We start from the raw sequence: 24,811 nt of genomic DNA on the forward strand, positions 1-24,811 counted from the left end.
AGGTGTCTGGAAATATAGGGGCAAATCCACTTATGTTGATTCCGTCTAAATTAAGTTGTCCGGTTCGTCTCGACCATACGGTGGTTCGTGAGCGCCTGTTGGCTAAACTTTCCGGCGCGAACAATTTCAGGCTCGCCCTGATCACAAGTCCTGCTGGTTATGGAAAAACAACGCTTGTTTCACAATGGGCGGCGGGGAAGACCGAGTTAGGTTGGTACTCTCTGGATGAAGGCGATAACCAGCAGGAGCGCTTTGCCAGCTATCTGATTGCCGCGATCCAGCAGGCGACCGGTGGACATTGCACCACCAGCGAAGCGATGGTGCAAAAACGCCAGTATGCCAGCCTGACGTCACTGTTTGCGCAGCTATTTATTGAACTGGCCGAGTGGCATCGTCCACTTTATCTGGTGGTGGATGATTATCACCTGATCTCCAATCCGGCCATTCACGAGGCAATGCGCTTTTTCCTGCGTCACCAGCCTGAAAATCTCACACTGGTCGTTCTTTCGCGTAATCTGCCGCAGTTGGGCATTGCCAACCTGCGGGTGCGCGATCAGTTGCTGGAAATAGGCAGCCAACAGCTGGCCTTTAACCATCAGGAAGCGAAACAATTTTTCGATCGTCGTTTATCCTCCCCTATTGAAGCAGCTGAAAGCAGCCGGATGTGCGATGACGTTGCTGGCTGGGCTACTGCGTTACAACTGATTGCTCTTTCCGCTCGCCAGAACAATAACTCTGCGCACCAGTCGGCACGACGCCTCGCCGGAATCAACGCCAGCCATTTATCCGACTACCTGGTGGATGAAGTGCTGGACAGCGTTGACCTCGGCACCCGTCACTTTCTGCTAAAAAGCGCCATCCTGCGTTCGATGAACGATGCGCTGATCGTTCGGGTCACCGGCGAAGAAAACGGGCAAATGCGACTTGAGGAAATTGAGCGTCAGGGGTTATTTCTGCAGCGGATGGATGACGTCGGCGAGTGGTTCAGTTATCACCCACTGTTTGGCAGCTTTTTACGCCAGCGTTGCCAGTGGGAACTGGCGAGCGAGCTGCCTGAAATACACCGCGCCGCCGCAGAGAGCTGGATGGCGCAGGGTTTCCCTAGCGAAGCTATCCACCACGCGTTGGCGGCAGGCGATGCCCACATGCTACGCGATATCCTGCTTAACCATGCGTGGGGCCTGTTTAACCACAGCGAACTGGCGCTATTGGAAGAGTCGCTGAAAGCCCTGCCGTGGGAAAGCCTACTGGAAAATCCGCGTCTGGTTCTGCTGCAAGCCTGGCTGATGCAAAGCCAGCACCGCTACAGCGAGGTTAATACCCTGCTGGCCCGTGCAGAACAAGAGATGAAAGGCGACATGGAGCCGACGCTGTACGCTGAATTTAACGCGCTGCGGGCACAGGTAGCGATTAACGACGGAAACCCTGACGAAGCTGAACGTCTGGCAAAACTGGCGCTGGATGAATTACCCATCGCCTGGTTCTATAGCCGTATCGTTGCCACCTCGGTGCATGGTGAAGTCCTGCATTGTAAGGGCGATCTCACACGTTCACTGGCGTTGATGCAGCAAACCGAGCAAATGGCGCGCCATCATGATGTCTGGCATTACGCGCTGTGGAGTCTGATCCAGCAAAGCGAAATTTTATTTGCCCAAGGCTTTTTACAGGCGGCCTGGGAGACGCAGGAAAAGGCGTTCCAGCTGATCAAAGAGCAGCACCTGGAACAGTTGCCGATGCACGAGTTCCTGGTGCGCATTCGCGCGCAACTCCTGTGGGCATGGGCACGTCTGGACGAAGCCGAAGCGTCTGCCCGCGCGGGCATTGAGTTACTTTCCACATTCCAGCCACAGCAACAGCTACAGTGCCTGGCGCTGCTGATTCAGTGTTCGCTGGCCCGGGGCGATTTAGACAACGCGCGTAGCCTGCTCAACCGTTTGGAAAACTTATTGGGCAATGGTCGTTATCATAGCGACTGGATCTCGAACGCCGATAAGGTACGGGTGATTTACTGGCAAATGGTAGGCGATAAAAAATCAGCCGCCAACTGGCTGCGCCACACGCCAAAGCCTGAGTTCGCTAATAACCACTTCCTGCAAAGTCAGTGGCGCAACATCGCCCGCGCGCAGATCCTGCTGGGTGAGTTTGAACCGGCGGAAATCGTACTGGAAGAGTTAAATGAAAATGCGCGTAACCTGCGCCTGATGAGCGATCTGAACCGTAACCTGTTGTTGCTTAATCAGTTGTACTGGCAGGCAGGACGCAAAAATGACGCGCAGCGCGTCTTACTCGAAGCGCTGCAACTGGCGAACCGTACCGGATTTATCAGCCACTTTGTTATCGAAGGTGAGGCGATGGCGCAGCAGTTGCGCCAACTGATTCAGCTCAATACGCTGCCAGAACTCGACCAGCACCGCGCCCAGCGCGTTTTGCGGGAGATTAACCAGCACCACCGCCACAAATTCGCCCACTTTGATGAAGGATTCGTTGAGCGACTGCTTACCCATCCGGAAGTGCCGGAGCTTATCCGCACCAGCCCGCTGACCCAGCGCGAATGGCAGGTTCTGGGACTGATTTATTCAGGTTACAGCAACGAGCAGATCGCCGGTGAGCTGGCCGTTGCAGCCACGACCATTAAGACGCACATCCGCAATTTGTACCAAAAACTCGGCGTCGCCCACCGCCAGGATGCGGTGCAGCATGCGCAGAAACTGCTGAAGATGATGGGCTATGGGGTATAGTTAATGCCTGATGCGCTACGCTTATCAGGCCTGGAGTTAACTTAACACAGCTCTAATTGAATATGGTGGTCGGCAATAACCTGCATCACACCGGCTGGCGGTAGCGTGTCGGTATACACCGCATCCACCATGCTGATACTGCCCATATTCACCATCGCGTTACGCCCAAACTTCGAGTGATCCACCACCAGCATGACGTGACGTGAATTCTCAATGATCGCGCGTTTGGTGCGCACTTCGTGATAATCAAACTCCAGCAGAGAGCCATCGCTGTCGATGCCGCTGATCCCCAGGATGCCGAAGTCCAGACGGAACTGGGAAATAAAGTCGAGAGTCGCTTCGCCCATAATGCCGCCGTCACGACTACGCAGTTCGCCCCCGGCCAGAATAATGCGGAAGTCCTCTTTCGCCATCAGCGTGTTTGCCACATTGAGGTTATTGGTCACAATGCGTAAGTTGCTGTGATTAAGCAGCGCATGCGCCACCGCTTCCGGTGTGGTGCCGATATCAATAAACAGCGTTGAACCGTTAGGGATCTGCGTGGCAACTTTGCGCGCAATGCGCTCTTTTTCCGCCGTCTGCGTCGCTTTACGGTCATGCCATGGGGTATTGACCGAACTGGATGGCAACGCCGCGCCACCGTGGTGACGCAAAATCATGTTTTGATCGGCCAGGTCATTCAGATCCCGGCGAATCGTCTGCGGACTGACGGAGAAATGCTCCACCAGCTCCTCGGTACTGACGTATCCCTGTTTTTTTACCAGCTCAATGATCGCGTCATGTCGTTGTGTTTGCTTCATTATTGTTCCCTGGAATTTTTCCGGATGCGCTGACGCTTATCCGGCCTACAAATTGGTCCAAACGCACACCGCCTTCCGGCACCACAAAACTTGCATCAAGTTCGTTTTCGCACATTAAGTGTATCGGCAAACGCCATTGCCAGACCCACGGCCAGCCCGGCGATATGTGCGCCGTTCGCCATCGACATGCCGAACAGATCAAACCAGCCGGCAACAATCCAGATCAAGGCAAAGATAATCAAACCACGCTGCAGGAAAATACCGCTTTGCGGATCGCGCTCGCCGCGCAACCACACGTAGCCCATCAGCGCATATACCACGCCAGACAGCCCGCCAAACCACGGGCCGCTAAATTTCTGCTGAACATAACCGCTCAGCAAGGCGCTGATCACAGTAATGACAATCAGCTTTCCGCTGCCCAGGCACTTTTCAACCGCACCGCCGAGATACCACCACCACAGCAGGTTGAACAAAATGTGCATCAGCGAGAAGTGCATAAAAGCGTGGGTGAAATAACGCCAAAACTCAAATTTCAGCGAAGGATCGAACGGCCAGGCCAGCCAGAGCATTACCGCCTGGTCGCCCAGCACATTCATCGCGATAAACACCAACACACACGCCGCCATTACCGCCCAGGTCACCGGGCCGGCACGTTCGCGCAATGTGGCCAGAAACGGATAACGTTGATAGCGCAGACCGCTGTCGGTATGACCTGACTGCCAACTGGCCGCGAGGTAACGCGGATCGCCCGGGTTATCGAGAAATCGCGCCAGTTCAGCACGCACGCGTTCAGCCTGGGACTCATCCGCCAGCCAGACATCCGTTTGCTGATGTTGTTGAATCGTCAGGATAACGCCCTGTGTCGCCATATAATCAACAAATGCCTGCGCCACGCGGGGGTTAGCAAAAGAGGTAATCATCAACATTATTGCTGTCGCTTATTCCACACAAAAGAGGACAGTATATATATCCTGTCCGTTTCAGGCTGCATCTTTGTTAGCTTACGAACCGTATGTCACTTCTGCAGGAAAATGTCGATGCCAGGCGTCGAAGCCGCCGTCAACGCTGTAAACCGCGTCATAGCCCTGCTGGAGGAGATACTGCGCCGCGCCTTTACTGCTGTTGCCGTGGTAACACATCACCATTACGGCAGTATCAAAATCATGGTCACGCATAAACGTCCCCAACGTGTCGTTCGTCAGATGAAAGGCCTGCGGCGCGTGGCCCATCGCATAGCTTTGCGGATCGCGGATGTCCACCAGCACCGCCATTCCGTGCAGTAGTTTCTGATGGGCTTCTTCGACATTAATACACTCAAACTGATCCATGGCGTTCTCTTGTTAAGTTCTACTTATATTCTGGCAGGTAACCAATATTACCCTCCAGTGTACGTTGCCTGAGCAGGTAAACGCCATAATGTTATATGTATCACTGTAAATTGTTTATCCGATGTTACCAATGGCGCGATTCTTTGCTATTATGCTCGATAACGAACATTAATGAGCTATAACGAAAGTGCGAGAGGCCAGCATGGAAACCAAAGATCTGATTGTGATAGGTGGAGGCATTAACGGTGCCGGTATCGCGGCAGATGCCGCTGGACGCGGTTTATCCGTGCTGATGCTGGAAGCTCAGGATTTAGCCTGCGCCACCTCCTCCGCCAGCTCCAAACTCATCCACGGTGGCCTGCGCTACCTGGAACACTACGAATTCCGCCTGGTGAGCGAGGCGCTGGCAGAACGTGAAGTGCTGTTGAAAATGGCACCGCATATCGCCTTCCCGATGCGCTTCCGTCTGCCCCATCGCCCGCACCTGCGTCCGGCATGGATGATCCGTATTGGTTTGTTTATGTACGATCATCTGGGCAAACGCACCAGTTTGCCGGGTTCTACCGGTTTGCGTTTTGGCGCGGATTCCGTAATGAAACCTGAGATTGTGCGCGGTTTCGAATATTCTGACTGCTGGGTAGACGATGCGCGTCTGGTTTTGGCAAACGCCCAAATGGTCGTACGCAAAGGCGGTGAAGTATTAACCCGCACCCGTGCCACCTCCGCTCGCCGTGAAAACGGCTTGTGGATTGTTGAAGCCGAAGATATCGATACCGGTAAAAAGCATACCTGGCAGGCGCGTGGTCTGGTCAACGCCACCGGACCGTGGGTGAAAGAGTTCTTCGACGATGGCATGCATCTACCGTCGCCGTACGGTATTCGCCTGATTAAAGGTAGCCACATCGTGGTGCCGCGCGTACATACCCAGAAACAAGCGTATATTCTGCAAAACGAAGATAAACGTATTGTGTTTGTCATCCCATGGATGGACGAATTCTCGATTATCGGGACGACTGACGTCGAATACAAAGGCGACCCGAAAGCAGTGAAAATTGATGAAAGCGAAATCAATTACCTGCTGAAGGTCTACAACGCGCACTTTAAGAAACAACTGGGCCGTGACGATATCGTCTGGACCTACTCGGGCGTGCGTCCGCTGTGCGATGACGAGTCCGACTCGCCGCAGGCTATCACCCGTGATTACACGCTGGATATCCACGACGAAAACGGCAAAGCGCCGCTGTTGTCGGTCTTTGGCGGTAAGCTGACAACCTATCGTAAGCTGGCCGAGCACGCGATGGAAAAACTGTCGTCATACTATCAGGGCATTGGCCCGGCATGGACCAAAGAGTGCATCCTGCCTGGCGGTGATATTGGCGGCGATCGCGAAGATTACGCGGCAAAACTGCGCCGTCGCTATCCGTTCCTGACCGAATCGCTGGCACGCCATTATTCACGTACCTACGGCAGCAATACTGAATGGATTATCGGCGACGCCACGTCAATTGCCGAGTTAGGCGAAGACTTCGGCCATGAGTTCTATGAGGCCGAGCTGAAGTATCTGGTTGAGCACGAGTGGGTGCGTCGCGCGGAAGATGCGCTGTGGCGTCGTACGAAAGAAGGCATGTGGCTGAATGCTGAACAGCAGTCCCGCATGACCCAGTGGCTGACGGAGTATGTCGAGAAGCACCAGCTGTCGCTGGCCTCCTGAGAAAAAATGCCGGGTAAAATATTGCCCGGCATGACTATCAAATCTTATCAACGATCTGCATAGTTGCTTATGGACGAGCGCCATTCCCGCTTAGCTATAGCATTCATTGCCCCATCATTAAGCGCAACGTATTGGTCGCGTCAGTGTCATAACCGGGGATAATCTGGTCGTAAGCCACCGCCAGGATCTCTTCGGCCTCAATCCAGCGCGTTTTCTTGCCTTCCTGCTGAATACGCCCGTCAACAATACTTTGCCTGAGCATATCGTATATCGTAGCGGATGCCGAGGTCTGGGTCGTTTTCTTCATCAATCAGCTCTTCAAGGTCTAAACCCATCCCTTCCAGCGCGCCTTTGACATTCCCCACAAGTTACTTCCCTAAATATATTCCGAATTTACAATAAATTGACAACACATCACTACTTACCTTCGTTTTCCAGGCGTATGTTGCTTCATCGTTATGTCACGGAGATACACCTATGTCATTGCAGGGACTGCGTTTTATCCTGTAAGTGGATGGTCAGAAACCAGATACGAGACGGGAACGACCGATGCCTAGGGTAAGGCAGCGTGGCATTTTGCCAATGAAGCTGAAAACACTTATCTGCATATGCTAATGGACTAACTATGGCTGTTTACCAACTCAGTACCCGTATCAAATCAAACGTTCCTGCATCCTCGCTACTTTACGATCTGGTCATTTACCGGATGGATGGCCAACGCAATAAGAAACTCATCGTGGACGTGCAGCAGCAGTCCCTGAACGCGGATTACAGCACGAAGCAACATAGCACCAGCGACATCGATGACCCGCTGACAACGATCTACATCATGGAAGTCACGCTCTATCGCCAGCTAATGCTCAAGATGATATGCGTCACGCTCACGCCCTTCACTAAGATGTACACCCTGAAGGAATTTGCGTCTGGCAAAGCCTTCTCACCGGTTAAGCGTGAAAACCCGTGTTACTTTGAGTCGCAGGGTACGATGAAGCCAGAAAGTCAGGGCGGAGAAATCAAGCGACTGCAAATATCCCGCCCTGAACGCCCTTTTATTGCAAAAGAATATCCGATTGGTAACCCTCAAGACCCATTCGAAAAAACAAGGATTTATAGAGATATTGAGGATAGATTTTATCGTAGATCTTTCCCTAATCAGAATCAGACTAGCGTGTGTGGCCCTGCTGCATTTTTTTATTGTTTACAGAAAGATCGTCCCGATGTTTACAAGCAAGCCGCTCTTGATTTGTGGAGTTATGGAAAAACGGCAATTGCCGGATTAGAAATAGCACCAAGCAATGGTTGCCGACACCCTGGTGGGGATTTTTATGGTGTATACGGCGAGACTGTTTCAGGTCTCGATTGGATGACCCTCGCAGGTTTAAGAGACTCAGAAAATGCGATTTTTAGTTTTGATGCGATTGACTCTCCTGTCGCCGGAATCACGATGTGGCAAACCTTGTCCGACTGGTTTGAAAAAACCGGATATGAAAAAGTGTTTAGTAACGTTGGAATAGCTCAGGCCGATCTTCAAGGGCTTCGAGACTTAAACAGTTATGTCGAGAAAGGATATAAAGTTGTGACCCTAATCGATGACAGTCTTTTAAGAAGAAGTAATTCTGAGAGGTCAACAATTCCAAAACACTGGATCGTATGGGAAGGTCCTGTAACCCAAGGAGAGGATGGTTCTGTACATTTAAATCTTTTTTCTTGGGGGGATGTTACTGATCGTATAAAAATCGGCAAGGATCTGACATTTTTCATTAAACGCTTTTTTGGAGGTATGGTTTTCAAGCCATTAAAATGAATATGCCATTTATTAGATTTTTTTGGGCCTTGTGTATTTTTTCGTTAGTTGCGTGTTCGCCATTAAGCCCAAAAGCTGAATATATACCTGATAATGCTGTATTGCCTAATGCAACGATCGGTAAGCCTTATTTTTTTAAGATTTTCATCCTTGGAGGAGCAGTTATAGGTGGAAAACAAATTAGAGCAGGCTTCGTTCATCCAGATGATTCGGGTATATCACTGAGAAACTGTAAGCTCCCTGCCTCAGTGATCACCGCAGACACGGTGGATACGAACGATCACAACTGTGTAGAAATCTACGGTACACCTACAAAAGCTGGAGTTATAAAAATTAACATCGGCGGTGGGATGTACGGCGACATGCTGGCCCCAGCAAGTAATTTTAGCAAAGACTACACGCTGAATGTTGATGCTTCTTAATCTCAAGAGGGGGGCTCGCCCATACTTTTTGGAAATCGCTAAAATCGAGGTTATTGGTGGCCGTGTCATGGGAGGTTGGTATCATCAGAACCCTGATTATAAAGCTGGCGTGGTAAACCCGTTGAATGCAGGCATTGCTATGCGTAACTGTTTACTTTCTATTCCAACCCGCAAGAACCTCTCTATGACGGCAATTGTGTTGAAGTTTTCGAAACACCAACTCAAACGGGAATTATAAAAATTACGATCGAAGGAGGCATGTACGAAAGCACGGCTATCCCTGCAAGCGAGTACAAGAAGGACTACACATTGAATGTCTGAGGTGTAGTGATATTAAGTACGACAATCCAGAAAACCGCTCAACTTCCGAAAGATGTTAGCAATAAAAAAGGCAGCGACATTATCTGCTGCTGCCCGATTCCTGACACATGGATATCAAGTCACGTCAACCCGCGCCTACAACCGCACCGAATCAATATGCCAGATGTTTTCGGCATACTCTTTGATCGTCCTGTCCGATGAGAAGTACCCCATATTGGCGATGTTTATCATCGACTTCGTGGTCCACTCTTCCGGATGGCGATACAGCTCATCAACCTTATCCTGGCAATCGACATAGCTGCGATAATCCGCCAGCACCTGATAGTGGTCGCCAAAGTTGATCAATGAATCGACCAGATCACGGTAGCGTCCCGGCTCCTCAGGGCTGAACACGCCGCTGCCGATCTGCGTCAATACCTGATGCAGCTCTTCGTCTTTCTCGTAATACTCACGCGGCTTGTAGCCCTGGCTACGTAAAGCCTCGACCTCTTCTGCCGTATTACCAAAGATAAAGATATTCTCTGCTCCCACATGCTCCAGCATCTCAACGTTGGCACCATCCAGCGTCCCGATGGTCAGCGCACCGTTGAGCGCAAATTTCATATTACTGGTCCCAGAAGCTTCGGTCCCGGCCAGCGAAATCTGCTCAGACAGATCGGCGGCAGGAATAATCACCTGCGCCAGACTGACGCTGTAGTTGGGGATAAACACGACCTTCAATTTATCGCCAATCTGCGGATCGTTGTTGATCACCTTCGCGACATCGTTGATCAAATGAATGATGTGCTTCGCCATGTAATAGGCTGAAGCCGCTTTACCCGCGAAGATATTCACGCGCGGCACCCACTCGGCGTCCGGATCGGCCTTAATGCGGTTGTAGCGGGTGATCACATGCAGCACATTCATTAGCTGACGTTTGTACTCGTGAATACGCTTGATCTGCACATCAAACAGCGATTTCGGGTTCACTACCACGTTCAGCTGCTGGGCGATGAGCGTTGCCAGTCGCTTTTTGTTCTCCAGCTTCGCACGACGCACAGCCTGATTCACTAACGGGAAATCACAGTGCTGCTCAAGCTCGCTGAGCTGGCTGAGATCGGTTCGCCAGGTGCGGCCAATGTTCTCATCAAGTACGTCAGAAAGCGATGGGTTCGCCAGCGCCAGCCAGCGACGCGGCGTCACGCCGTTGGTCACGTTACAAAAGCGGGTCGGGAAAATCTTCGCAAAGTCAGCAAACAGCGACTGCACCATCAGGTTGGAGTGCAGTTCAGACACACCATTAACCTTATGGCTCACCACGACCGCCAGCCATGCCATACGCACACGACGACCGTTAGATTCATCGATAATCGACGTCCGTCCCAGTAGACCGGTATCGTTCGGATACTGCTCCTGCAGCGTCTTCAGGAAGTAGTCGTTAATCTCAAAAATGATTTGCAGATGGCGCGGCAGGATTTTGCCCAGCATATCCACCGGCCAGGTCTCCAGCGCTTCGCTCATCAAGGTGTGGTTGGTATACGAGAAGACCTGACAGCACACCTCAAACGCGTCGTCCCAACTGAACTTGTGTTCATCTATCAGCAGACGCATCAGCTCAGGGATCGACAGCACCGGGTGGGTGTCGTTAAGGTGAATGGCGATTTTATCGGCCAGGTTGTCGTAGGCTTTATGCAGTTGATAATGGCGGTTCAGGATGTCCTGCACCGTTGAGGAGACGAGGAAATACTCCTGGCGCAACCGCAGCTCGCGTCCCGAATAGGTAGAGTCATCCGGATACAGTACGCGGGAGACGTTCTCGGAGTGGTTTTTATCTTCCACCGCCGCAAAGTAGTCGCCCTGGTTAAATTTACCGAGGTTGATTTCGCTACTAGCCTGGGCATTCCACAGGCGCAGCGTGTTGGTGGCATCAGTGTCATAACCGGGGATAATCTGGTCGTAGGCCACTGCGAGGATCTCTTCGGTCTCAATCCAACGCGTTTTCTTGCCTTCCATCTGCACGCGGCCGCCAAAGCGCACTTTGTAGCGCGTGTTGTGGCGTTTGAATTCCCACGGGTTACCGTATTCCAGCCAATAGTCCGGGGACTCTTTTTGTCGACCATCGACAATGTTCTGTTTAAACATGCCATAGTCATAACGGATACCGTAGCCACGTCCCGGCAGACCCAGCGTTGCCAGTGAGTCGAGGAAGCAGGCTGCCAGGCGTCCGAGGCCACCGTTACCGAGACCGGGGTCATTCTCTTCGTCGATCAGATCTTCCAGATCTAATCCCATACCTTCCAGCGCACTTTTAACATCGTCGTAAATCCCCAACGATAACAGCGCATTGGAAAGCGTGCGCCCAATCAGAAACTCCATTGACAGATAATAAACCTGACGGGTTTCCTGGGATAATTGCGCACGGTTAGAACGCAGCCAGCGCTCCACGAGACGATCGCGCACCGCGAATAACGTGGCGTTCAGCCACTCATGTTTGTTGGCAATGACCGGGTCCTTACCAATCGTGAACATCAGTTTGTAGGCAATAGAATGCTTAAGTGCCTCGACGCTGAGTGTGGGCGATGCATAAGTAAATGGAGCGTTCATATAGGTGATTCCTGGATATCTATTTCAAGCGGTAGTAAAGCTCGCGGTAAGACTTCGCCGCGACTTGCCAGCTAAAATCCATGGTCATGGCCTGGCGTTGTACAAACCGCCAAAGCGAAGGCCGGGACCACAATACGAAAGCACGCCGGATCGCGCGTAGCAGCGACCAGGCATTACTGTCTTCAAAGACAAACCCACTGGCGATACCGTCCGCCAGGTTTTCCAGCGAACTGTCAGAGACCGTATCCGCCAGCCCACCGGTACGCCGCACCAGCGGCAGCGTGCCATACTTCAGTCCATACAACTGCGTTAAGCCGCACGGTTCAAAGCGGCTGGGTACCAGAATGACGTCAGCCCCGCCCATGATGCGGTGCGAGAAGGCTTCGTGATAACCAATTTGTACCCCTACCTGTCCTGGATGTTCCGCCGCAGCGGCCAGGAAGCCTTCCTGTAATACTGGGTCGCCCGCGCCAAGCAGCGCCAGTTGCCCCCCCTGTTCTAACAGACCCGGCAAAGCCTCCAACACCAGATCTAACCCTTTCTGACTGGTCAGACGGCTCACGACAGCAAACAGCGGCACTTTATCGTTAACCTTAAGTCCCATCGCAATTTGTAGCTGACGTTTGTTCTCCGCCTTCTCGTCCAGCGTGTCGCGCGTATAGCGCGAGGCCAGTAGCAGATCGGTTTCCGGGCTCCAGATTTTTTCATCCACGCCGTTCAGCACGCCGGAAAGCCGTCCTTCCCGATGACGCTGCTGCAACAGACCTTCCATGCCGTAGGCAAACTGCGGCTCGGTAATCTCCCGAGCGTAAGTCGGACTCACCGCCGTAATGTGGTCTGCGTAGTACAACCCGGCCTTCAGGAACGAAATCTGCCCATTAAACTCCAGCCCGTGCACATTAAAGAACGACCATGGCAATTGGATGTCATCCATATGCTTTGCATAAAACATGCCTTGATACGCCAGATTGTGTACGGTGAACACCGATTTCGCCGGATGGCCGCGCGCCGCCAGATACGCCGGAGCCAGACCGGCATGCCAGTCGTGCGCATGCACCACATCCGGGCGCCAGAATGGGTCAAGCCCGCAGGCCATTTCACATCCGGCCCAGCCGAGTAACGCAAAACGCAGGACGTTATCGGTATAAGCGAACAGGTTGGTGTCGTGATACGGGCTACCAGGACGGTCGTAGAGATGCGGCGCGTCAACGAGGTAAATGCCTACACCGTTGTAATGCCCGAACAGCAGCGTGATTCTGCCTGCAAAGGTATCGCGACGCGTCACTACCTGAGCATCAGGAATGCCGCGACGGATATCCGGAAACGCCGGGAGCAGCACGCGGGCATCTACACCGTCGGCAATTTGCGCGGCCGGTAACGCCCCAAGCACATCCGCCAGTCCCCCGGTTTTTAGCAGGGGGAACATCTCTGAACATACGTGTAAAACCTGCATTATCGCTCCTGTTTGATTTGCAGTTTGCGCAGCATTTCACGCGTGACCAGCACAATGCCTTCTTCTGAGCGGTAGAAGCGACGTGCATCCTCTTCCGCATTTTCACCAATCACCATGCCTTCAGGGATAACGCAGGCGCGGTCAATGATACAACGACGTAAACGGCATGAACGTCCTACCCATACTTCAGGCAACAACACTGCCGAATCAATGTTACAGAATGAATTCACCCGCACTCGCGGGAACAGAACGGACTGCACTACCACCGAACCAGAAATGATACAGCCGCCGGAAACCAGCGAGTTCAGCGTCATTCCGTGGCTACCGGAACGATCCTGCACAAATTTCGCCGGCGGCAGAGATTCCATATGCGTACGGATTGGCCAGTCCTGGTCGTACATATCCAGTTCAGGCGTCACCGAGGCCAGATCGAGGTTGGCCTTCCAGTAAGCTTCCAGCGTTCCCACATCGCGCCAGTACGGCTCGGATTCCGGGTCAGACTGTACGCAGGACAACGGGAAGGGATGGGCATACGCCATGCCAGCTTCAGTGATTTTTGGAATGATGTCTTTACCAAAATCGTGACTGGAGCTTTCATCGAGATCATCTTCCGCCAGCAATTCATACAGGTAGTCGGCGTTAAAAACGTAGATCCCCATACTGGCAAGAGATTTGGTCGGATCGCCTGGCATGGCTGGCGGGTTAGCGGGTTTTTCAACAAACTCGATAATTTTGTCGCTGTCGTCCACGTCCATTACGCCAAACGCGCTGGCCTCTTCGATAGGCACCGGCATACAAGCCACGGTGCAACGCGCGCCCTTCTCGACGTGGTCGATCAGCATACGCGAGTAGTCCTGCTTATAAATATGATCGCCTGCGAGGATCACCACATATTCCGCTTTGTAACGGCGAATGATGTCCAGGTTTTGAGTTACCGCATCCGCCGTGCCGCGATACCAGTTTTCACCCTGCATTCTCTGCTGGGCAGGCAGCAGATCGACAAACTCGTTCATCTCTTCGCTAAAGAACGACCAGCCGCGCTGAATATGCTGTACCAGCGTGTGCGACTGGTATTGCGTGATCACGCCGATACGGCGGATGCCGGAGTTAATACAGTTGGATAAAGCAAAATCGATAATGCGGAATTTACCGCCAAAGTGTACGGCCGGCTTGGCACGTTTGTTGGTCAAATCTTTCAGGCGGGTACCGCGGCCACCGGCCAGGATCAGGGCAACAGATTTTAATGGCAGCTGGCGCGCCAACATAACACGATCGTTCTTCTCTAAACTCACCATGACTAACTCCTTTTTTATCCTCTATGGAACACACACAGTCCGTGCGCAGGTCCCTGCCAGACAGCCGTAAGCACCGGATTGTCCTCTCCGGCAAATGGGGGAATAGCTCGCCATTCCCCTTCAGGTAAAACGATATCTGTCACCTCAAGCGTGGCGTTAATTGCAATCAGGAAACGGCCAGAAAGCAGGATTTGCATCTGCCTCGGGCCGTTTTGCCACTCATCCGCACTTAAGGGTTGTGCGTACTTATTCAGCCAATGAACATTGCCATCACCCTCTTCCCACCAGCAATCGCCTGTTAATGCGGGAATTTGCTGGCGAAGATGAATCAACGCGGCGGTAAATGTGGTTAGCCCACCGTTTGCCTGCTGCCAGTCCAGCCAGGTTAAGGCGTTATCCTGACAGTAAGCGTTATTGTTGCCGTGCTGGCTATGACCATGCTCGTCACCGGCCAGCAGCATCGGCGTTCCCTGTGAGAGCAACAGCGTGGTCAACAACGCATGAATGCTGTCGCGCCGCCGTTCAATCAGGTCCAGCGTGCCGCCTAACCCTTCTTTACCATGATTATCACTGTAGTTATTGCTAGTGCCGTCGCGATTTTCCTCACCATTCGCTTCATTGTGCTTATTTGTGAAGCACACACAGTCACGTAGGGTAAAACCGTCATGCGCTGTCACCAGATTGACCGTGGCGCTGGGTTTGCGGCCATTGCGTTTAAACACGTCGCTGGATGCGGCAAAACGCCCGGCAAATTCTCCCAAAGAGAGATTACGCTGGAGCCAGAAACGTCGCGTCGCATCGCGAAAATGGTCATTCCACTCGGCAAACGGCGGTGGAAAATTCCCCACCTGATACCCGCCTTCACCGATATCCCACGGTTCCGCAATCAGTTTGACGCGTGAGAGCAGCGGACAGTTTTTAATTGCAGTAAACAACGGCGCATCCTGACGAAACGTAGGCGTACGTCCCATAACGGACGCTAAATCAAAACGAAAACCATCCACGTGGCAAGTTTCAACCCAGTAACGCAGGCATTCACACGCGTACTCCACAACGCCGGGATGGCTCAGATTGAGGGTGTTCCCACAACCGGTCCAGTTGTAGTAATCGCCATCATCCCTGATCCAATAATAGCTACGGTTATCAATTCCGCGCAGCGAGAAGACGGGGCCTTCGAGATCCAGCTCGGCGCTGTGGTTCAAAACGATGTCGAGAATGACCTCAATCCCCGCTTTGTGTAGCGCTTTCACCGCATCACGGAACTCATCCAACGCGCTCTCCGGCGAGCAGGCGTAAGCCGGATGCAACGCGAACATAGCGACCGGGTTGTAGCCCCAGTAGTTCGACAAGCCCAGCCGCTGAAGACGCGGTTCGCTGGCGAAATGCGCCACCGGTAGCAGCTCAAGCGCAGTAATGCCAAGGTGCTTGAAATAGTCGATCATTACCGGATGACCCAGCGCTTTATAGGTCCCGCGAAGTTCTTCCGGCAGCTCAGGATGCAGATACGTCAGTCCTTTCACATGCGCTTCGTAAATCACGGTATTGCCCCACGGCGTGCGCGGCGCGGCATCGTCTTCCCAGTCATAATGGTCAGACACCACCACGCCCTTCAGCGCGATGGCGGCATTATCATGATGATCAGGTTCATTTAGCCCGCCGTGCAGCAGCGGGTTATCTTTTAACTCGCCATCCACCCGGCGCGCATAAGGATCGAGCAGCAGTTTCGCCGGGTTAAACCGGTGGCCCTGCTCTGGTTGCCACGGACCATGTACGCGATAGCCATAGCGCAGGCCCGGACGGGCGTTGGCCAGATAACCGTGCCAGACATCGCCGCTACGTCCCGGCAGGTCGTAGCGGAGTTCACAGCCTTGCTCATCGAATACACATACTTCAACGCGCTCGGCGTGGGCCGAGAAAAGCGTGAAATTAACGCCATGGCCGTCATACGTTGCACCATGTGGGGTGGCGTTGCCGGTTGCCAGATGCGTCATTACCCCTCCCGAACCAGCCAGATCGTCGCCAACGGCGGCAACGTCAGGCTCAGTGAGTGCTGGCGGCCATGACTGGCGATTTCATCGCTATGTACCGCGCCGCCGTTGCCGGTATTGCTACCGTGGTAATGCATCGAATCGGTATTGAGGATTTCACGCCATTTGCCCGGCTGATTGATACCGAAGCGATAGCCGTGGCGAGGTACTGGCGTAAAATTGCTGATAACGATAATTTCGTTTCCGGCCTTGTCACGACGAACAAAAATCAGCACCGAACGTTCTTTATCGTCAACCACCAGCCATTCAAAACCATAGGTGTCAAAGTCGAGTTCATGCAGCGCCTTGTGATGGCGGTAGGTATGGTTCAGGTCACGTACCAGACGTTGCACCCCGTGGTGCCAGTTATCGCCGCCTTCCAGTAAGTGCCAGTCCAGACTGACGTCGTGATTCCATTCACGTCCCTGAGCAAACTCGTTGCCCATAAACAGCAGTTTCTTACCCGGGAAGGCCCACATCCAGCCGTAGTAAGCGCGCAGGTTGGCAAACTTCTGCCATGCGTCTCCCGGCATGCGGTCGAGAATGGATTTTTTACCGTGCACCACTTCATCGTGCGACAGCGGCAGAACAAAGTTTTCGGTGTAGTTGTACAGCATGCCGAAGGTCAGCTTGTCGTGATGATACTGACGATAGACCGGATCCAGTTTCATGTAGTCCAGCGTGTCGTGCATCCAGCCGAGGTTCCACTTATACCAGAACCCTAAACCGCCCATGTCCTGCGGTCTTGATACGCCGGCAAAGTCGGTTGACTCTTCCGCCATGCTCACGGCGCCAGGCACCTGCTCGCCAAGAATACGGTTGGTATTGCGTAAAAATTCAATCGCTTCGAGGTTCTCACGACCACCAAATTCGTTCGGGACCCATTCCCCTTCTTTACGGCTGTAGTCGCGATAAATCATCGATGCCACGGCATCCACGCGCAGCGCGTCAATACCAAAACGTTCTATCCAGTACAGGGCGTTACCCACCAGATAGTTGCTGACCTCACGGCGGCCGTAGTTGTAGATCAGCGTATTCCAGTCCTGGTGATACCCTTCACGCGGGTCACTGTGCTCATACAACCTGGTGCCATCAAACTCTGCCAGACCAAAATCATCTGACGGGAAATGGCCCGGAACCCAGTCCAGAATGACGTTCAGCCCCGCCTGATGCGCGGCATTCACAAAATAGCGGAAATCATCACGCGTCCCGAAACGACGGGTCGGCGCATACATGCCGGTAGGCTGGTAGCCCCAACTGCCGTCGAACGGATGCTCGTTAATCGGCAACAGCTCGAGATGAGTAAAGCCCATCCACTTGGCGTAAGGAATCAGTTGATCCGCCAGTTCGCGGTAGCTCAGCCAGAAGTTGTTATCAGTATGACGACGCCATGAACCCAGGTGCACCTCGTAGATAGAGATCGGCGCATCAAACTGGTTGGCTTTTTTGCGCTCCTCGCTTTGCACCACTTTTTCGGGCAGGCCGCAGATAAGCGACGCGGTTTCCGGGCGCATCTGCGCTTCGAAGGCGTAAGGGTCAGCTTTAATGCGCAACTTACCGTTAGCATCGATCATCTCGTACTTATACAGCTGACCATGCTGTGCGCCGGGGATAAACAGCTCCCAGATACCGCTCTCTTTACGCAGACGCATCGGATGACGACGGCCATCCCAGTAGTTGAACTGCCCGACCACTGAAACACGTTGAGCGTTGGGCGCCCAGACTGAGAAACGCGTACCGGTTACGCCATCCATGGTATCCGCATGCGCGCCCAGCGTTTCGTAAGGACGCAGGTGCGTACCTTCAGATAACAGCCAGGCATCCATATCTTGGATTAGCGGACCGAAACGATAAGGGTCATCAATCAGATTCTGCTGACCATGCCAGACAACGGCTAACTGATAACGAAAGAAATTTTTACGGCGGGGAAGTACAGCACAGAAAAAACCGCGAGAGTCGAGGCAGTCCAGCTTGCCGACTTTACGTCCGGTTTTGGGTTCGATCACCCACACTTCTGTGGCGTCTGGAAGTAAGGCGCGGACTTCAAGTCCCGCGTCAGTTTGATGCATACCGAGTACGGAAAAAGGATCCGCAAAATGGCCTGCAATTAGCGCATTAATCACGTCTCTATCGATACGAACGGACATGGTTGTCATCCTGTTTTATGGTGTCACGCCTTCCAACTGATTTTCGACATCAGGTAGTGACACTTTTTTTGACCTGAACGGCGCAGCACAATTGTGCATCCTCTCTGCGTCGTCCCACCTTCAGGCAACAACTTAATACCTCCGGTACTAAGTCACCCTTAAAGAATAGCCAATGCTTTATCTTACTCCTGGTAAAAAATGAAACATCTGCGCTTACTCCTGTATTACGCAAAAAAAGGGGTGATTCCTCACCCCTTGATCGTTAACAAATTATTACGCCAACTGGCGCAGCATACGGCGCAATGGCTCCGCAGCTCCCCACAGCAACTGATCGCCCACGGTAAAGGCTGACAGGAACTCCGGTCCCATATTCAGCTTACGCAGACGGCCTACTGGCGTGGTCAGCGTACCGGTAACGGCCGCCGGGGTTAACTCACGCATGGTGATCTCCCGATCGTTTGGCACCACTTTGGCCCACGGATTGTGTGCCGCCAGCAGCTCTTCCACGGTCGGAATAGACACATCTTTTTTCAGTTTAATGGTGAACGCCTGGCTGTGGCAGCGCAGCGCGCCGACGCGCACGCACAGACCATCGACCGGGATCACAGCAGAGGTGTTGAGAATTTTGTTGGTTTCCGCCTGTCCCTTCCACTCTTCACGGCTCTGACCGTTATCGAGCTGTTTGTCGATCCACGGAATCAGGCTCCCGGCCAGCGGTACGCCAAAGTTATCAACCGGCAGTTCACCGCTGCGGGACAGGGTCGTCACTTTACGTTCGATATCGAGAATAGCAGAAGAAGGGGTCGCCAGTTCATCGGCCACATGGCCATACAAATGGCCCATCTGGGATAGCAGTTCACGCATATGACGTGCGCCGCCGCCGGAAGCCGCCTGATAGGTCGCCACGGAAACCCAGTCGACCAGGTCATTGGCAAACAGGCCACCGAGAGACATCAGCATCAGGCTAACGGTACAGTTACCGCCGACAAAAGTCTTAATACCTTTGTTCAGACCGTCGGTAATCACATCCTGGTTAACCGGATCGAGAATGATGATGGCATCGTCTTTCATGCGCAGCGAAGAGGCCGCGTCAATCCAGTAACCCTGCCAACCGCTTTCACGAAGCTTTGGATAGATTTCGTTGGTATAATCGCCGCCCTGACAGGTCACGATGATATCGAGCGCCTTCAGCGCGTCCAGATCAAAAGCGTCCTGAAGCGTGCCGGTCGCGGTTCCACCAAACGTCGGTGCCGCCTGCCCGAGCTGGGAGGTAGAAAAGAAAACAGGGCGAATGGCGTCGAAGTCACGCTCCTCAACCATGCGTTGCATGAGAACAGAGCCGACCATACCGCGCCAGCCGATAAAACCAACATTTTTCATAGCGTTTTTTCCTGCGAAGATGTGTGCTGTGTATGTATGCCAGCGTCCTGGTGGCATATCCTTCACCATACAAAATGCAGCCAAAGTCGCAAGTGAAATTAATCAATGATAGCGAAGCCATCAGTAATGCGACTTATCCCGCTGCGCAAGCAAGCAGAAAGTCCGCGGTAATTATCAGGGAATTTGAGTTATGAATGAAATCATTTCAGCGGCAGTTTTATTGATCCTGATTATGGATCCGCTCGGAAATCTGCCCATTTTCATGTCCGTATTGAAACATACCGAACCAAAACGCCGCCGCGCGATTATGATTCGCGAGCTGTTCATTGCGCTGTTGGTGATGCTGATATTCCTGTTTGCGGGCGAGAAAATTCTGGCATTTCTTAACCTTCGCGCAGAAACCGTCTCGATTTCCGGGGGCATCATTTTATTCCTGATTGCCATTAAGATGATTTTCCCCAGCGCCACCGGGAACAGCACTGGGCTGCCGGCAGGCGAAGAACCGTTTATCGTACCGCTGGCAATCCCTCTGGTGGCCGGGCCGACAATCCTGGCGTCGTTGATGCTGTTATCACATCAGTACCCAAATCAAATGGGGCATCTGGTGATTGCGCTGCTGATCGCCTGGGGCGGAACATTTGTAATTTTGCTGCAATCTTCGCTGTTTTTACGTCTGTTGGGCGAGAAAGGGGTGAACGCGCTGGAACGTCTGATGGGATTGATTCTGGTGATGATGGCAACCCAGATGTTCCTCGATGGCGTACGAATGTGGATGAAGGGGTAATATGCTCGCCGGGTGGCGGCCTCGCCTTACCCGGCCTATGGTGTCGATATGTGCCCGTTTCCAGGCCCGGTAAGCACAGCGCCACCGGGCAACAAGACTCAGCTCAGCAGTTGGAAAGCAATCATACCGACAATCGCGCCGACCGTGCCGAGGATAGTTTCCATCATCGTCCAGGTCTTCAGTGTTTGCGCTTCGGTCGCGCCAGTGAATTTACCGAACAGCCAGAAACCGGCGTCGTTAACGTGGCTGACGACGATTGAGCCGCCTGCGATACAGATAGACAGCGCCGCCATCTGCGCACCGGAGTAGTTCAGTTGCTCAATCACCGGCATGACCAGACCGACCGCCGTTAAGCAGGCCACGGTCGCGGAACCCTGAATGATACGTACCGCCGCCGCCAGCACGAAGCAGGTAATGGCAATGGGCAGCCCCATACCGGTTAACGCTTCACCCAATGCCGGGCCAACGCCGGAATCAACCAGCACCTGCTTGAACACGCCGCCCGCACCAATCACCAGCAGAATAATACCCGCCGGTTGCAGCGCGTGACCGCATATCTCCATCACCCGATCTTTTGCCATGCCCTGGCGCACTGCCAGGCCGTAAATCGCCACCAGACAGGCAACCAGAATCGCGGTAAACGGGTGACCGATAAACTCGAACCATTCGTAGGTTGAAGAACCAACTGGTACAAAGCGCGCGGCGATGGTTTTCAGGCCAACCAGTACTAACGGCAGCAGGATCAGCGCCAGACTGAAGCCAAAGGAGGGCATTTTGCCTTCGCCCAGATGCGGCTCGGTAATGTCTTCTGGTACATGCAGTTCAACGTAACGGCTGATGAAATTGCCCCACAACGGCCCGGCAATAATCATGCCCGGAATGGCTGCGCACAGACCAATCAGGATCATCCAGCCAAAGTCAGCGTGCATTTGGGATGCCAGCAGCATCGGTGCAGGTCCCGGCAGCAGGAACGCCGCAGCTGCTGCCACCCCCGCAAACAGCGGAATGACCAGCTTCACCAGGTTCGTTCCGGTGTGGCGCGCCATTGAGAACGCCACGCTTATCAGCAGCACAATCGCCACTTCAAAGAACAGCGGTAGCGCGCAAATCAGGCCGGCCAGGCCAATCGCATAATGCGCACGGCTGTGACCGAAAGATTTCAGCATCTTGACGGCAATCTGATCGACCGCGCCGGTCTCATGCAGAATCTTGCCAAACATCGCTCCCAGCGCCACCACAATCGCCAGGAAACCGAGCGTGCCTCCCATCCCTTTTTCCATGGTCGCCGCTATTTTATCAAGCGGCATACCGGAAAAGAGACCTGCACCAATGGACACCACCATCAAAGCAACAAAGGCATGCATACGCGCCTTCATCACCAAAAACAGCAGTAATAAAACAGACCCTACTGCTGTTAAAACAAGCGTTAATGTAGTCACTACTTACTGCCCTGGTTAATCACTTCAATGGTGCTAGCTACCACACCGTCCAGCGGCTGATCGATATCAACCACCAGAACATCATTTTCATTCGCACCTGGTTCTTCCAGCGCTTCGAACTGGGTTACCAGCATTTGCGTTTTGAAGAAGTGGCCTTTACGTGCCTTCAGGCGGCTTTCGATTACGTCGAAATCGCCTTTCAGGTAAATGAATGAAAGGTTCGGGTTACCGTCGCGCAGCTGATCGCGATAGACTTTTTTCAGCGCGGAACAGACGATCAGCGACACCTTATTGGTACGCTGCATCGCAAAGGCGGCGTCATTCAGCGCCTGTAACCACGGTTTACGGTCGTCATCGTTGAGTGGCTCACCGGAAGCCATTTTCATGATGTTGCTGCGCGGATGGAGAAAATCGCCATCAAGAAACGCGGCCTGCAGTTGATGCGCCACTTCGCTGGCGACAGCAGATTTACCGCTGCCCGATACGCCCATCAGAACGTAAACGTGGTGATCATGATTAGTCGTGCTCAAAGCGTTGCCCCCACTGGTACAAGAATCAGGAAATTGTTACGGGTAACTGTTATCGGTAACATTGTCCAGCCGGATAAATGGAGAAGCAATATCCATTCGTGCTCGAAGTGTATAAGTGTGAGCTACTTCAAAGTTGTTGGCTTAAATAGATCCACCCGGTGACAAGGTGAAACCTAAATCTAACATTTTAGGTGTGACTGCTTCACCTCGGATACGCGCCAGCAGGCGTTCTGCGCCAATGCTGCCCATCCGTTCACGCGGCGTGAGCACACTCGCCAGACGCGGCTCCATTACCTGACCGATGTCATGACCGTGGAAACCGGCAATCGCCATATCGTCAGGAATTCTCAGCCCTAAACGCTGACATTCAAATGCCGCCCCTACCGCCAGGTCATCGTTGGTACAGAACACGCCATCAAGCTGCGGGTATTCACGTCGCGCCTGACGGATAAGTTCAATACCGGATGAGTAAGATGAAGACTGCTCCACCATCACGCTGTACGGCACCAGATTGGCATCGCGCATAGCCTGTTCGTAGCCCCTCTGTTTGATGATAGTACGTTCATCAAGACGCGCGCCGAGATAAGCAACATGACGGTGTCCACGGGCGATGATAGCGGCGGTCATCTGACGTGCGGCCTCGAAGTTATCAAAACCGACGGCGATATCCAGACACGGGGACTGACTGTCCATCAGCTCGACGACCGGGATTCCCGCGACTTCGATCATTTTCAGCGTACGGGGTGTATGGCTACGTTCAGTGAGGATCAGACCATCGATATTCCACGACAGCATCGACTCCAGACGCTCTTGCTCCATTTCGGGCTTATAGCCGTAGTGCGCCAGCATGGTTTGATAACCATGCGCGTCGGTGACGGCCTCAATGCCGCGTAACACTTCAGCAAAAACCTGGTTGGTGAGAGACGGTAACAGCACGCCGATAGCGCGACTGGTGGCGTTAGAAAGGATATCAGGTGCGCGATTGGGAATATAACCCAGCTCATCAAGTGCAGCGGCAATTTTGCCCCGCAGCGCCACGGAGACCTGCTCCGGGTTACGCAAAAAGCGGCTGACCGTCATTTTGGTCACGCCCACGCGGTCGGCTACATCCTGAAGTACGGGTCTTTTCTTTTTCATCGTCCTGAAGCGTTAAAAAGGGATAGATTTGCCCAGTTTACCACGGACGTGCGGAATTAATGACAAACGATGAAAAGCCGGATGTCGACGCTTTCGCGTCTTATCCGGCCTACAAAGGGCTACAGCACGTTATACTGGTGGCAGGTCAAACAGTAACACTTCGCTGTCGCTATCGGCATGAATCGAAATTGCCTGCTCATCCCAGATTGCCAGACCATCGCTGGTGGTGGCTTTGGTGCCGTTAATGGTGACATTTCCTTTTACCACCTGGATCCAGACGCGGCGCTCGGCGGCAATCTGATGCACCGACTGCTCATCTTTGAGCAGTGCCCAGCGATACAGCTCCATATCCTGGTACACTTTCAGCGAACCATCACGGGCATCCGGCGACAGCACCAGCTGTTTGCCCTGCACCGCATCGAAACGGCGCTGTTCATAGCGCGGCGTAATCCCGTTTTCCTGCGGCATGATCCAGATTTGATACAGATGCAGTTTCTCAGTATTGCTCGGGTTGTACTCCGAATGACGGATCCCCGTACCGGCGCTCATAATCTGGAATTCACCGGCCGGAACCTGCTCCTTATTGCCCATACTGTCCTGATGCTCCACCGCGCCTTCCAGCACATAAGTCAGGATTTCCATGTCTTTATGGGGGTGAGTACCAAAGCCCTGGCCTGCGTCGATCACGTCATCATTAATCACGCGCAGTGCCGAGAATCCCATAAAATTCGGGTCATAGTAGTTGGCAAAAGAAAAGGTATGCCAGGAATCGAGCCAACCATGATTAGCATGGCCACGGTCGTTAGCTTTGCGTAAATAGATCATTATGTTCACCCCCAGATGTTTTCGATGGAGTAAGTGTGGACTCAATCTGCCTGGGATCATAGAGGGTGAAAATTGACTCCTCTGTTC

General features: G+C 53.1%; 19 protein-coding genes and 2 pseudogenes. 7 read left to right on the plus strand and 14 right to left on the minus strand.

What is annotated here, in order from left to right; translation table 11 throughout:
* Positions 1–32: 32 nt before the first annotated feature.
* On the plus strand, positions 33–2,738 hold the full coding sequence (malT, locus tag FDX14_RS04260; protein ID WP_137349071.1) for an HTH-type transcriptional regulator MalT: 2,706 nt from the start codon (positions 33–35) through the stop codon (positions 2,736–2,738).
* A 41-nt stretch (positions 2,739–2,779) separates the two neighbouring features.
* On the opposite strand, the gene FDX14_RS04265 is transcribed toward malT, so the two are convergent.
* The 3 genes from FDX14_RS04265 to glpE all read right to left on the minus strand — a co-directional run bounded on the left by FDX14_RS04265 (position 2,780) and on the right by glpE (position 4,866).
* Positions 2,780–3,538, minus strand: coding sequence for a DeoR/GlpR family transcriptional regulator (locus FDX14_RS04265; RefSeq protein WP_003023499.1), 759 nt, complete (start codon positions 3,536–3,538; stop codon positions 2,780–2,782).
* Positions 3,539–3,633: 95 nt separating this feature from the next.
* Positions 3,634–4,464, minus strand: a complete 831-nt coding sequence (glpG, locus tag FDX14_RS04270) for a rhomboid family intramembrane serine protease GlpG (RefSeq protein ID WP_137349072.1) — start codon at positions 4,462–4,464, stop codon at positions 3,634–3,636.
* Between the two features lie 75 nt (positions 4,465–4,539).
* Positions 4,540–4,866: a thiosulfate sulfurtransferase GlpE gene (gene glpE, locus FDX14_RS04275; RefSeq protein ID WP_042311890.1), complete on the minus strand. Its 327-nt coding sequence runs from the start codon at positions 4,864–4,866 to the stop codon at positions 4,540–4,542.
* A gap of 202 nt (positions 4,867–5,068) precedes the next feature.
* Here glpE and glpD point away from each other — a divergent pair, with 202 nt between their 5' ends.
* Positions 5,069–6,577, plus strand: coding sequence for a glycerol-3-phosphate dehydrogenase (gene glpD, locus FDX14_RS04280; protein ID WP_038634920.1), 1,509 nt, complete (start codon positions 5,069–5,071; stop codon positions 6,575–6,577).
* Positions 6,578–6,683: 106 nt separating this feature from the next.
* On the opposite strand, the pseudogene FDX14_RS04285 reads toward glpD, so the two are convergent.
* A pseudogene (locus FDX14_RS04285) lies at positions 6,684–6,936 on the minus strand (glycogen phosphorylase); the annotation flags it as partial.
* 266 nt (positions 6,937–7,202) lie between these two features.
* Between FDX14_RS04285 and FDX14_RS04290 the strand changes: the two are divergent.
* From FDX14_RS04290 to FDX14_RS04300, 3 genes are read left to right on the plus strand one after another with little or no spacing between them, the layout of a single operon-like run.
* A complete protein-coding gene (locus FDX14_RS04290) occupies positions 7,203–8,381 on the plus strand; it encodes a hypothetical protein (protein WP_042311886.1) in 1,179 nt (392 codons plus the stop codon).
* Positions 8,378–8,803, plus strand: coding sequence for a hypothetical protein (locus FDX14_RS04295; protein WP_042311884.1), 426 nt, complete (start codon positions 8,378–8,380; stop codon positions 8,801–8,803). Before FDX14_RS04290 ends, FDX14_RS04295 begins: the two co-directional genes overlap by 4 nt.
* Positions 8,793–9,041 (plus strand): hypothetical protein, encoded by a 249-nt coding sequence (locus tag FDX14_RS04300; protein WP_042311881.1) that lies wholly within the window; start codon positions 8,793–8,795, stop codon positions 9,039–9,041. The genes FDX14_RS04295 and FDX14_RS04300 overlap by 11 nt, the downstream gene beginning before the upstream one ends.
* Before the next feature lie 218 nt (positions 9,042–9,259).
* Here the strand turns inward: FDX14_RS04300 and glgP are convergent, their stop codons facing one another.
* The 6 genes from glgP to asd form a co-directional block, all read right to left on the minus strand.
* Positions 9,260–11,707, minus strand: coding sequence for a glycogen phosphorylase (gene glgP / locus FDX14_RS04305; RefSeq protein ID WP_137349073.1), 2,448 nt, complete (start codon positions 11,705–11,707; stop codon positions 9,260–9,262).
* A 19-nt stretch (positions 11,708–11,726) separates the two neighbouring features.
* A complete protein-coding gene (gene glgA, locus FDX14_RS04310; RefSeq protein WP_038634926.1) occupies positions 11,727–13,160 on the minus strand; it encodes a glycogen synthase GlgA in 1,434 nt (477 codons plus the stop codon).
* Positions 13,160–14,455 carry a glucose-1-phosphate adenylyltransferase gene (glgC, locus tag FDX14_RS04315; RefSeq protein WP_042311877.1) on the minus strand — a complete coding sequence of 432 codons (1,296 nt, stop codon included), beginning with the start codon at positions 14,453–14,455 and terminating at the stop codon, positions 13,160–13,162. The genes glgA and glgC overlap by 1 nt, the downstream gene beginning before the upstream one ends.
* 14 nt (positions 14,456–14,469) lie before the next feature.
* Positions 14,470–16,446 (minus strand): glycogen debranching protein GlgX, encoded by a 1,977-nt coding sequence (gene glgX, locus FDX14_RS04320; protein ID WP_137349074.1) that lies wholly within the window; start codon positions 16,444–16,446, stop codon positions 14,470–14,472.
* Positions 16,446–18,629, minus strand: coding sequence for a 1,4-alpha-glucan branching enzyme (gene glgB / locus FDX14_RS04325; RefSeq protein WP_042311874.1), 2,184 nt, complete (start codon positions 18,627–18,629; stop codon positions 16,446–16,448). The genes glgX and glgB overlap by 1 nt, the downstream gene beginning before the upstream one ends.
* Positions 18,630–18,902: 273 nt before the next feature.
* Positions 18,903–20,009 (minus strand): aspartate-semialdehyde dehydrogenase, encoded by a 1,107-nt coding sequence (asd, locus tag FDX14_RS04330; RefSeq protein WP_069323790.1) that lies wholly within the window; start codon positions 20,007–20,009, stop codon positions 18,903–18,905.
* Between the two features lie 190 nt (positions 20,010–20,199).
* Here asd and yhgN point away from each other — a divergent pair, with 190 nt between their 5' ends.
* Positions 20,200–20,793: an NAAT family transporter YhgN gene (yhgN, locus tag FDX14_RS04335; RefSeq protein ID WP_003023480.1), complete on the plus strand. Its 594-nt coding sequence runs from the start codon at positions 20,200–20,202 to the stop codon at positions 20,791–20,793.
* 8 nt (positions 20,794–20,801) lie between these two features.
* Positions 20,802–20,969 (plus strand): annotated as a pseudogene (locus tag FDX14_RS25715) (MarC family protein); the annotation flags it as partial.
* Here the strand turns inward: FDX14_RS25715 and gntU are convergent.
* The 4 genes from gntU to yhhW form a co-directional block, all read right to left on the minus strand.
* Entirely contained in the window at positions 20,892–22,232 is a 1,341-nt protein-coding gene (gene gntU / locus FDX14_RS04340) for a gluconate transporter (RefSeq protein WP_032940610.1), read from the minus strand. The pseudogene FDX14_RS25715 and the gene gntU sit on opposite strands and share 78 nt — an antisense overlap.
* On the minus strand, positions 22,232–22,762 hold the full coding sequence (gene gntK / locus FDX14_RS04345; protein ID WP_003023475.1) for a gluconokinase: 531 nt from the start codon (positions 22,760–22,762) through the stop codon (positions 22,232–22,234). The genes gntU and gntK overlap by 1 nt, the downstream gene beginning before the upstream one ends.
* Positions 22,763–22,903: 141 nt before the next feature.
* Positions 22,904–23,899: a gluconate operon transcriptional repressor GntR gene (gene gntR, locus FDX14_RS04350; protein ID WP_038634949.1), complete on the minus strand. Its 996-nt coding sequence runs from the start codon at positions 23,897–23,899 to the stop codon at positions 22,904–22,906.
* 129 nt (positions 23,900–24,028) lie between these two features.
* Complete coding sequence (gene yhhW / locus FDX14_RS04355) at positions 24,029–24,724, minus strand: quercetin 2,3-dioxygenase (RefSeq protein WP_005121602.1); 696 nt, start codon at positions 24,722–24,724, stop codon at positions 24,029–24,031.
* Between the last annotated feature and the right edge of the window lie 87 nt (positions 24,725–24,811).

Source organism: Citrobacter sp. wls710 (assembly GCF_005281115.1).
Classification (GTDB): Bacteria; Pseudomonadota; Gammaproteobacteria; order Enterobacterales; family Enterobacteriaceae; genus Citrobacter; species Citrobacter werkmanii.

What these genes read in the sequence shown, in the direction of transcription:
- malT (WP_137349071.1), top strand. Translation starts at nt 33, where the DNA reads ATGTTGATTCCGTCTAAATTAAGTTGTCCGGTTCGTCTCGACCATACG.
- FDX14_RS04265 (WP_003023499.1), bottom strand. Translation starts at nt 3,538, where the DNA reads ATGAAGCAAACACAACGACATGACGCGATCATTGAGCTGGTAAAAAAA.
- glpG (WP_137349072.1), bottom strand. Translation starts at nt 4,464, where the DNA reads ATGTTGATGATTACCTCTTTTGCTAACCCCCGCGTGGCGCAGGCATTT.
- glpE (WP_042311890.1), bottom strand. Translation starts at nt 4,866, where the DNA reads ATGGATCAGTTTGAGTGTATTAATGTCGAAGAAGCCCATCAGAAACTA.
- glpD (WP_038634920.1), top strand. Translation starts at nt 5,069, where the DNA reads ATGGAAACCAAAGATCTGATTGTGATAGGTGGAGGCATTAACGGTGCC.
- FDX14_RS04290 (WP_042311886.1), top strand. Translation starts at nt 7,203, where the DNA reads ATGGCTGTTTACCAACTCAGTACCCGTATCAAATCAAACGTTCCTGCA.
- FDX14_RS04295 (WP_042311884.1), top strand. Translation starts at nt 8,378, where the DNA reads ATGAATATGCCATTTATTAGATTTTTTTGGGCCTTGTGTATTTTTTCG.
- FDX14_RS04300 (WP_042311881.1), top strand. Translation starts at nt 8,793, where the DNA reads ATGCTTCTTAATCTCAAGAGGGGGGCTCGCCCATACTTTTTGGAAATC.
- glgP (WP_137349073.1), bottom strand. Translation starts at nt 11,707, where the DNA reads ATGAACGCTCCATTTACTTATGCATCGCCCACACTCAGCGTCGAGGCA.
- glgA (WP_038634926.1), bottom strand. Translation starts at nt 13,160, where the DNA reads ATGCAGGTTTTACACGTATGTTCAGAGATGTTCCCCCTGCTAAAAACC.
- glgC (WP_042311877.1), bottom strand. Translation starts at nt 14,455, where the DNA reads ATGGTGAGTTTAGAGAAGAACGATCGTGTTATGTTGGCGCGCCAGCTG.
- glgX (WP_137349074.1), bottom strand. Translation starts at nt 16,446, where the DNA reads ATGACGCATCTGGCAACCGGCAACGCCACCCCACATGGTGCAACGTAT.
- glgB (WP_042311874.1), bottom strand. Translation starts at nt 18,629, where the DNA reads ATGTCCGTTCGTATCGATAGAGACGTGATTAATGCGCTAATTGCAGGC.
- asd (WP_069323790.1), bottom strand. Translation starts at nt 20,009, where the DNA reads ATGAAAAATGTTGGTTTTATCGGCTGGCGCGGTATGGTCGGCTCTGTT.
- yhgN (WP_003023480.1), top strand. Translation starts at nt 20,200, where the DNA reads ATGAATGAAATCATTTCAGCGGCAGTTTTATTGATCCTGATTATGGAT.
- gntR (WP_038634949.1), bottom strand. Translation starts at nt 23,899, where the DNA reads ATGAAAAAGAAAAGACCCGTACTTCAGGATGTAGCCGACCGCGTGGGC.
- yhhW (WP_005121602.1), bottom strand. Translation starts at nt 24,724, where the DNA reads ATGATCTATTTACGCAAAGCTAACGACCGTGGCCATGCTAATCATGGT.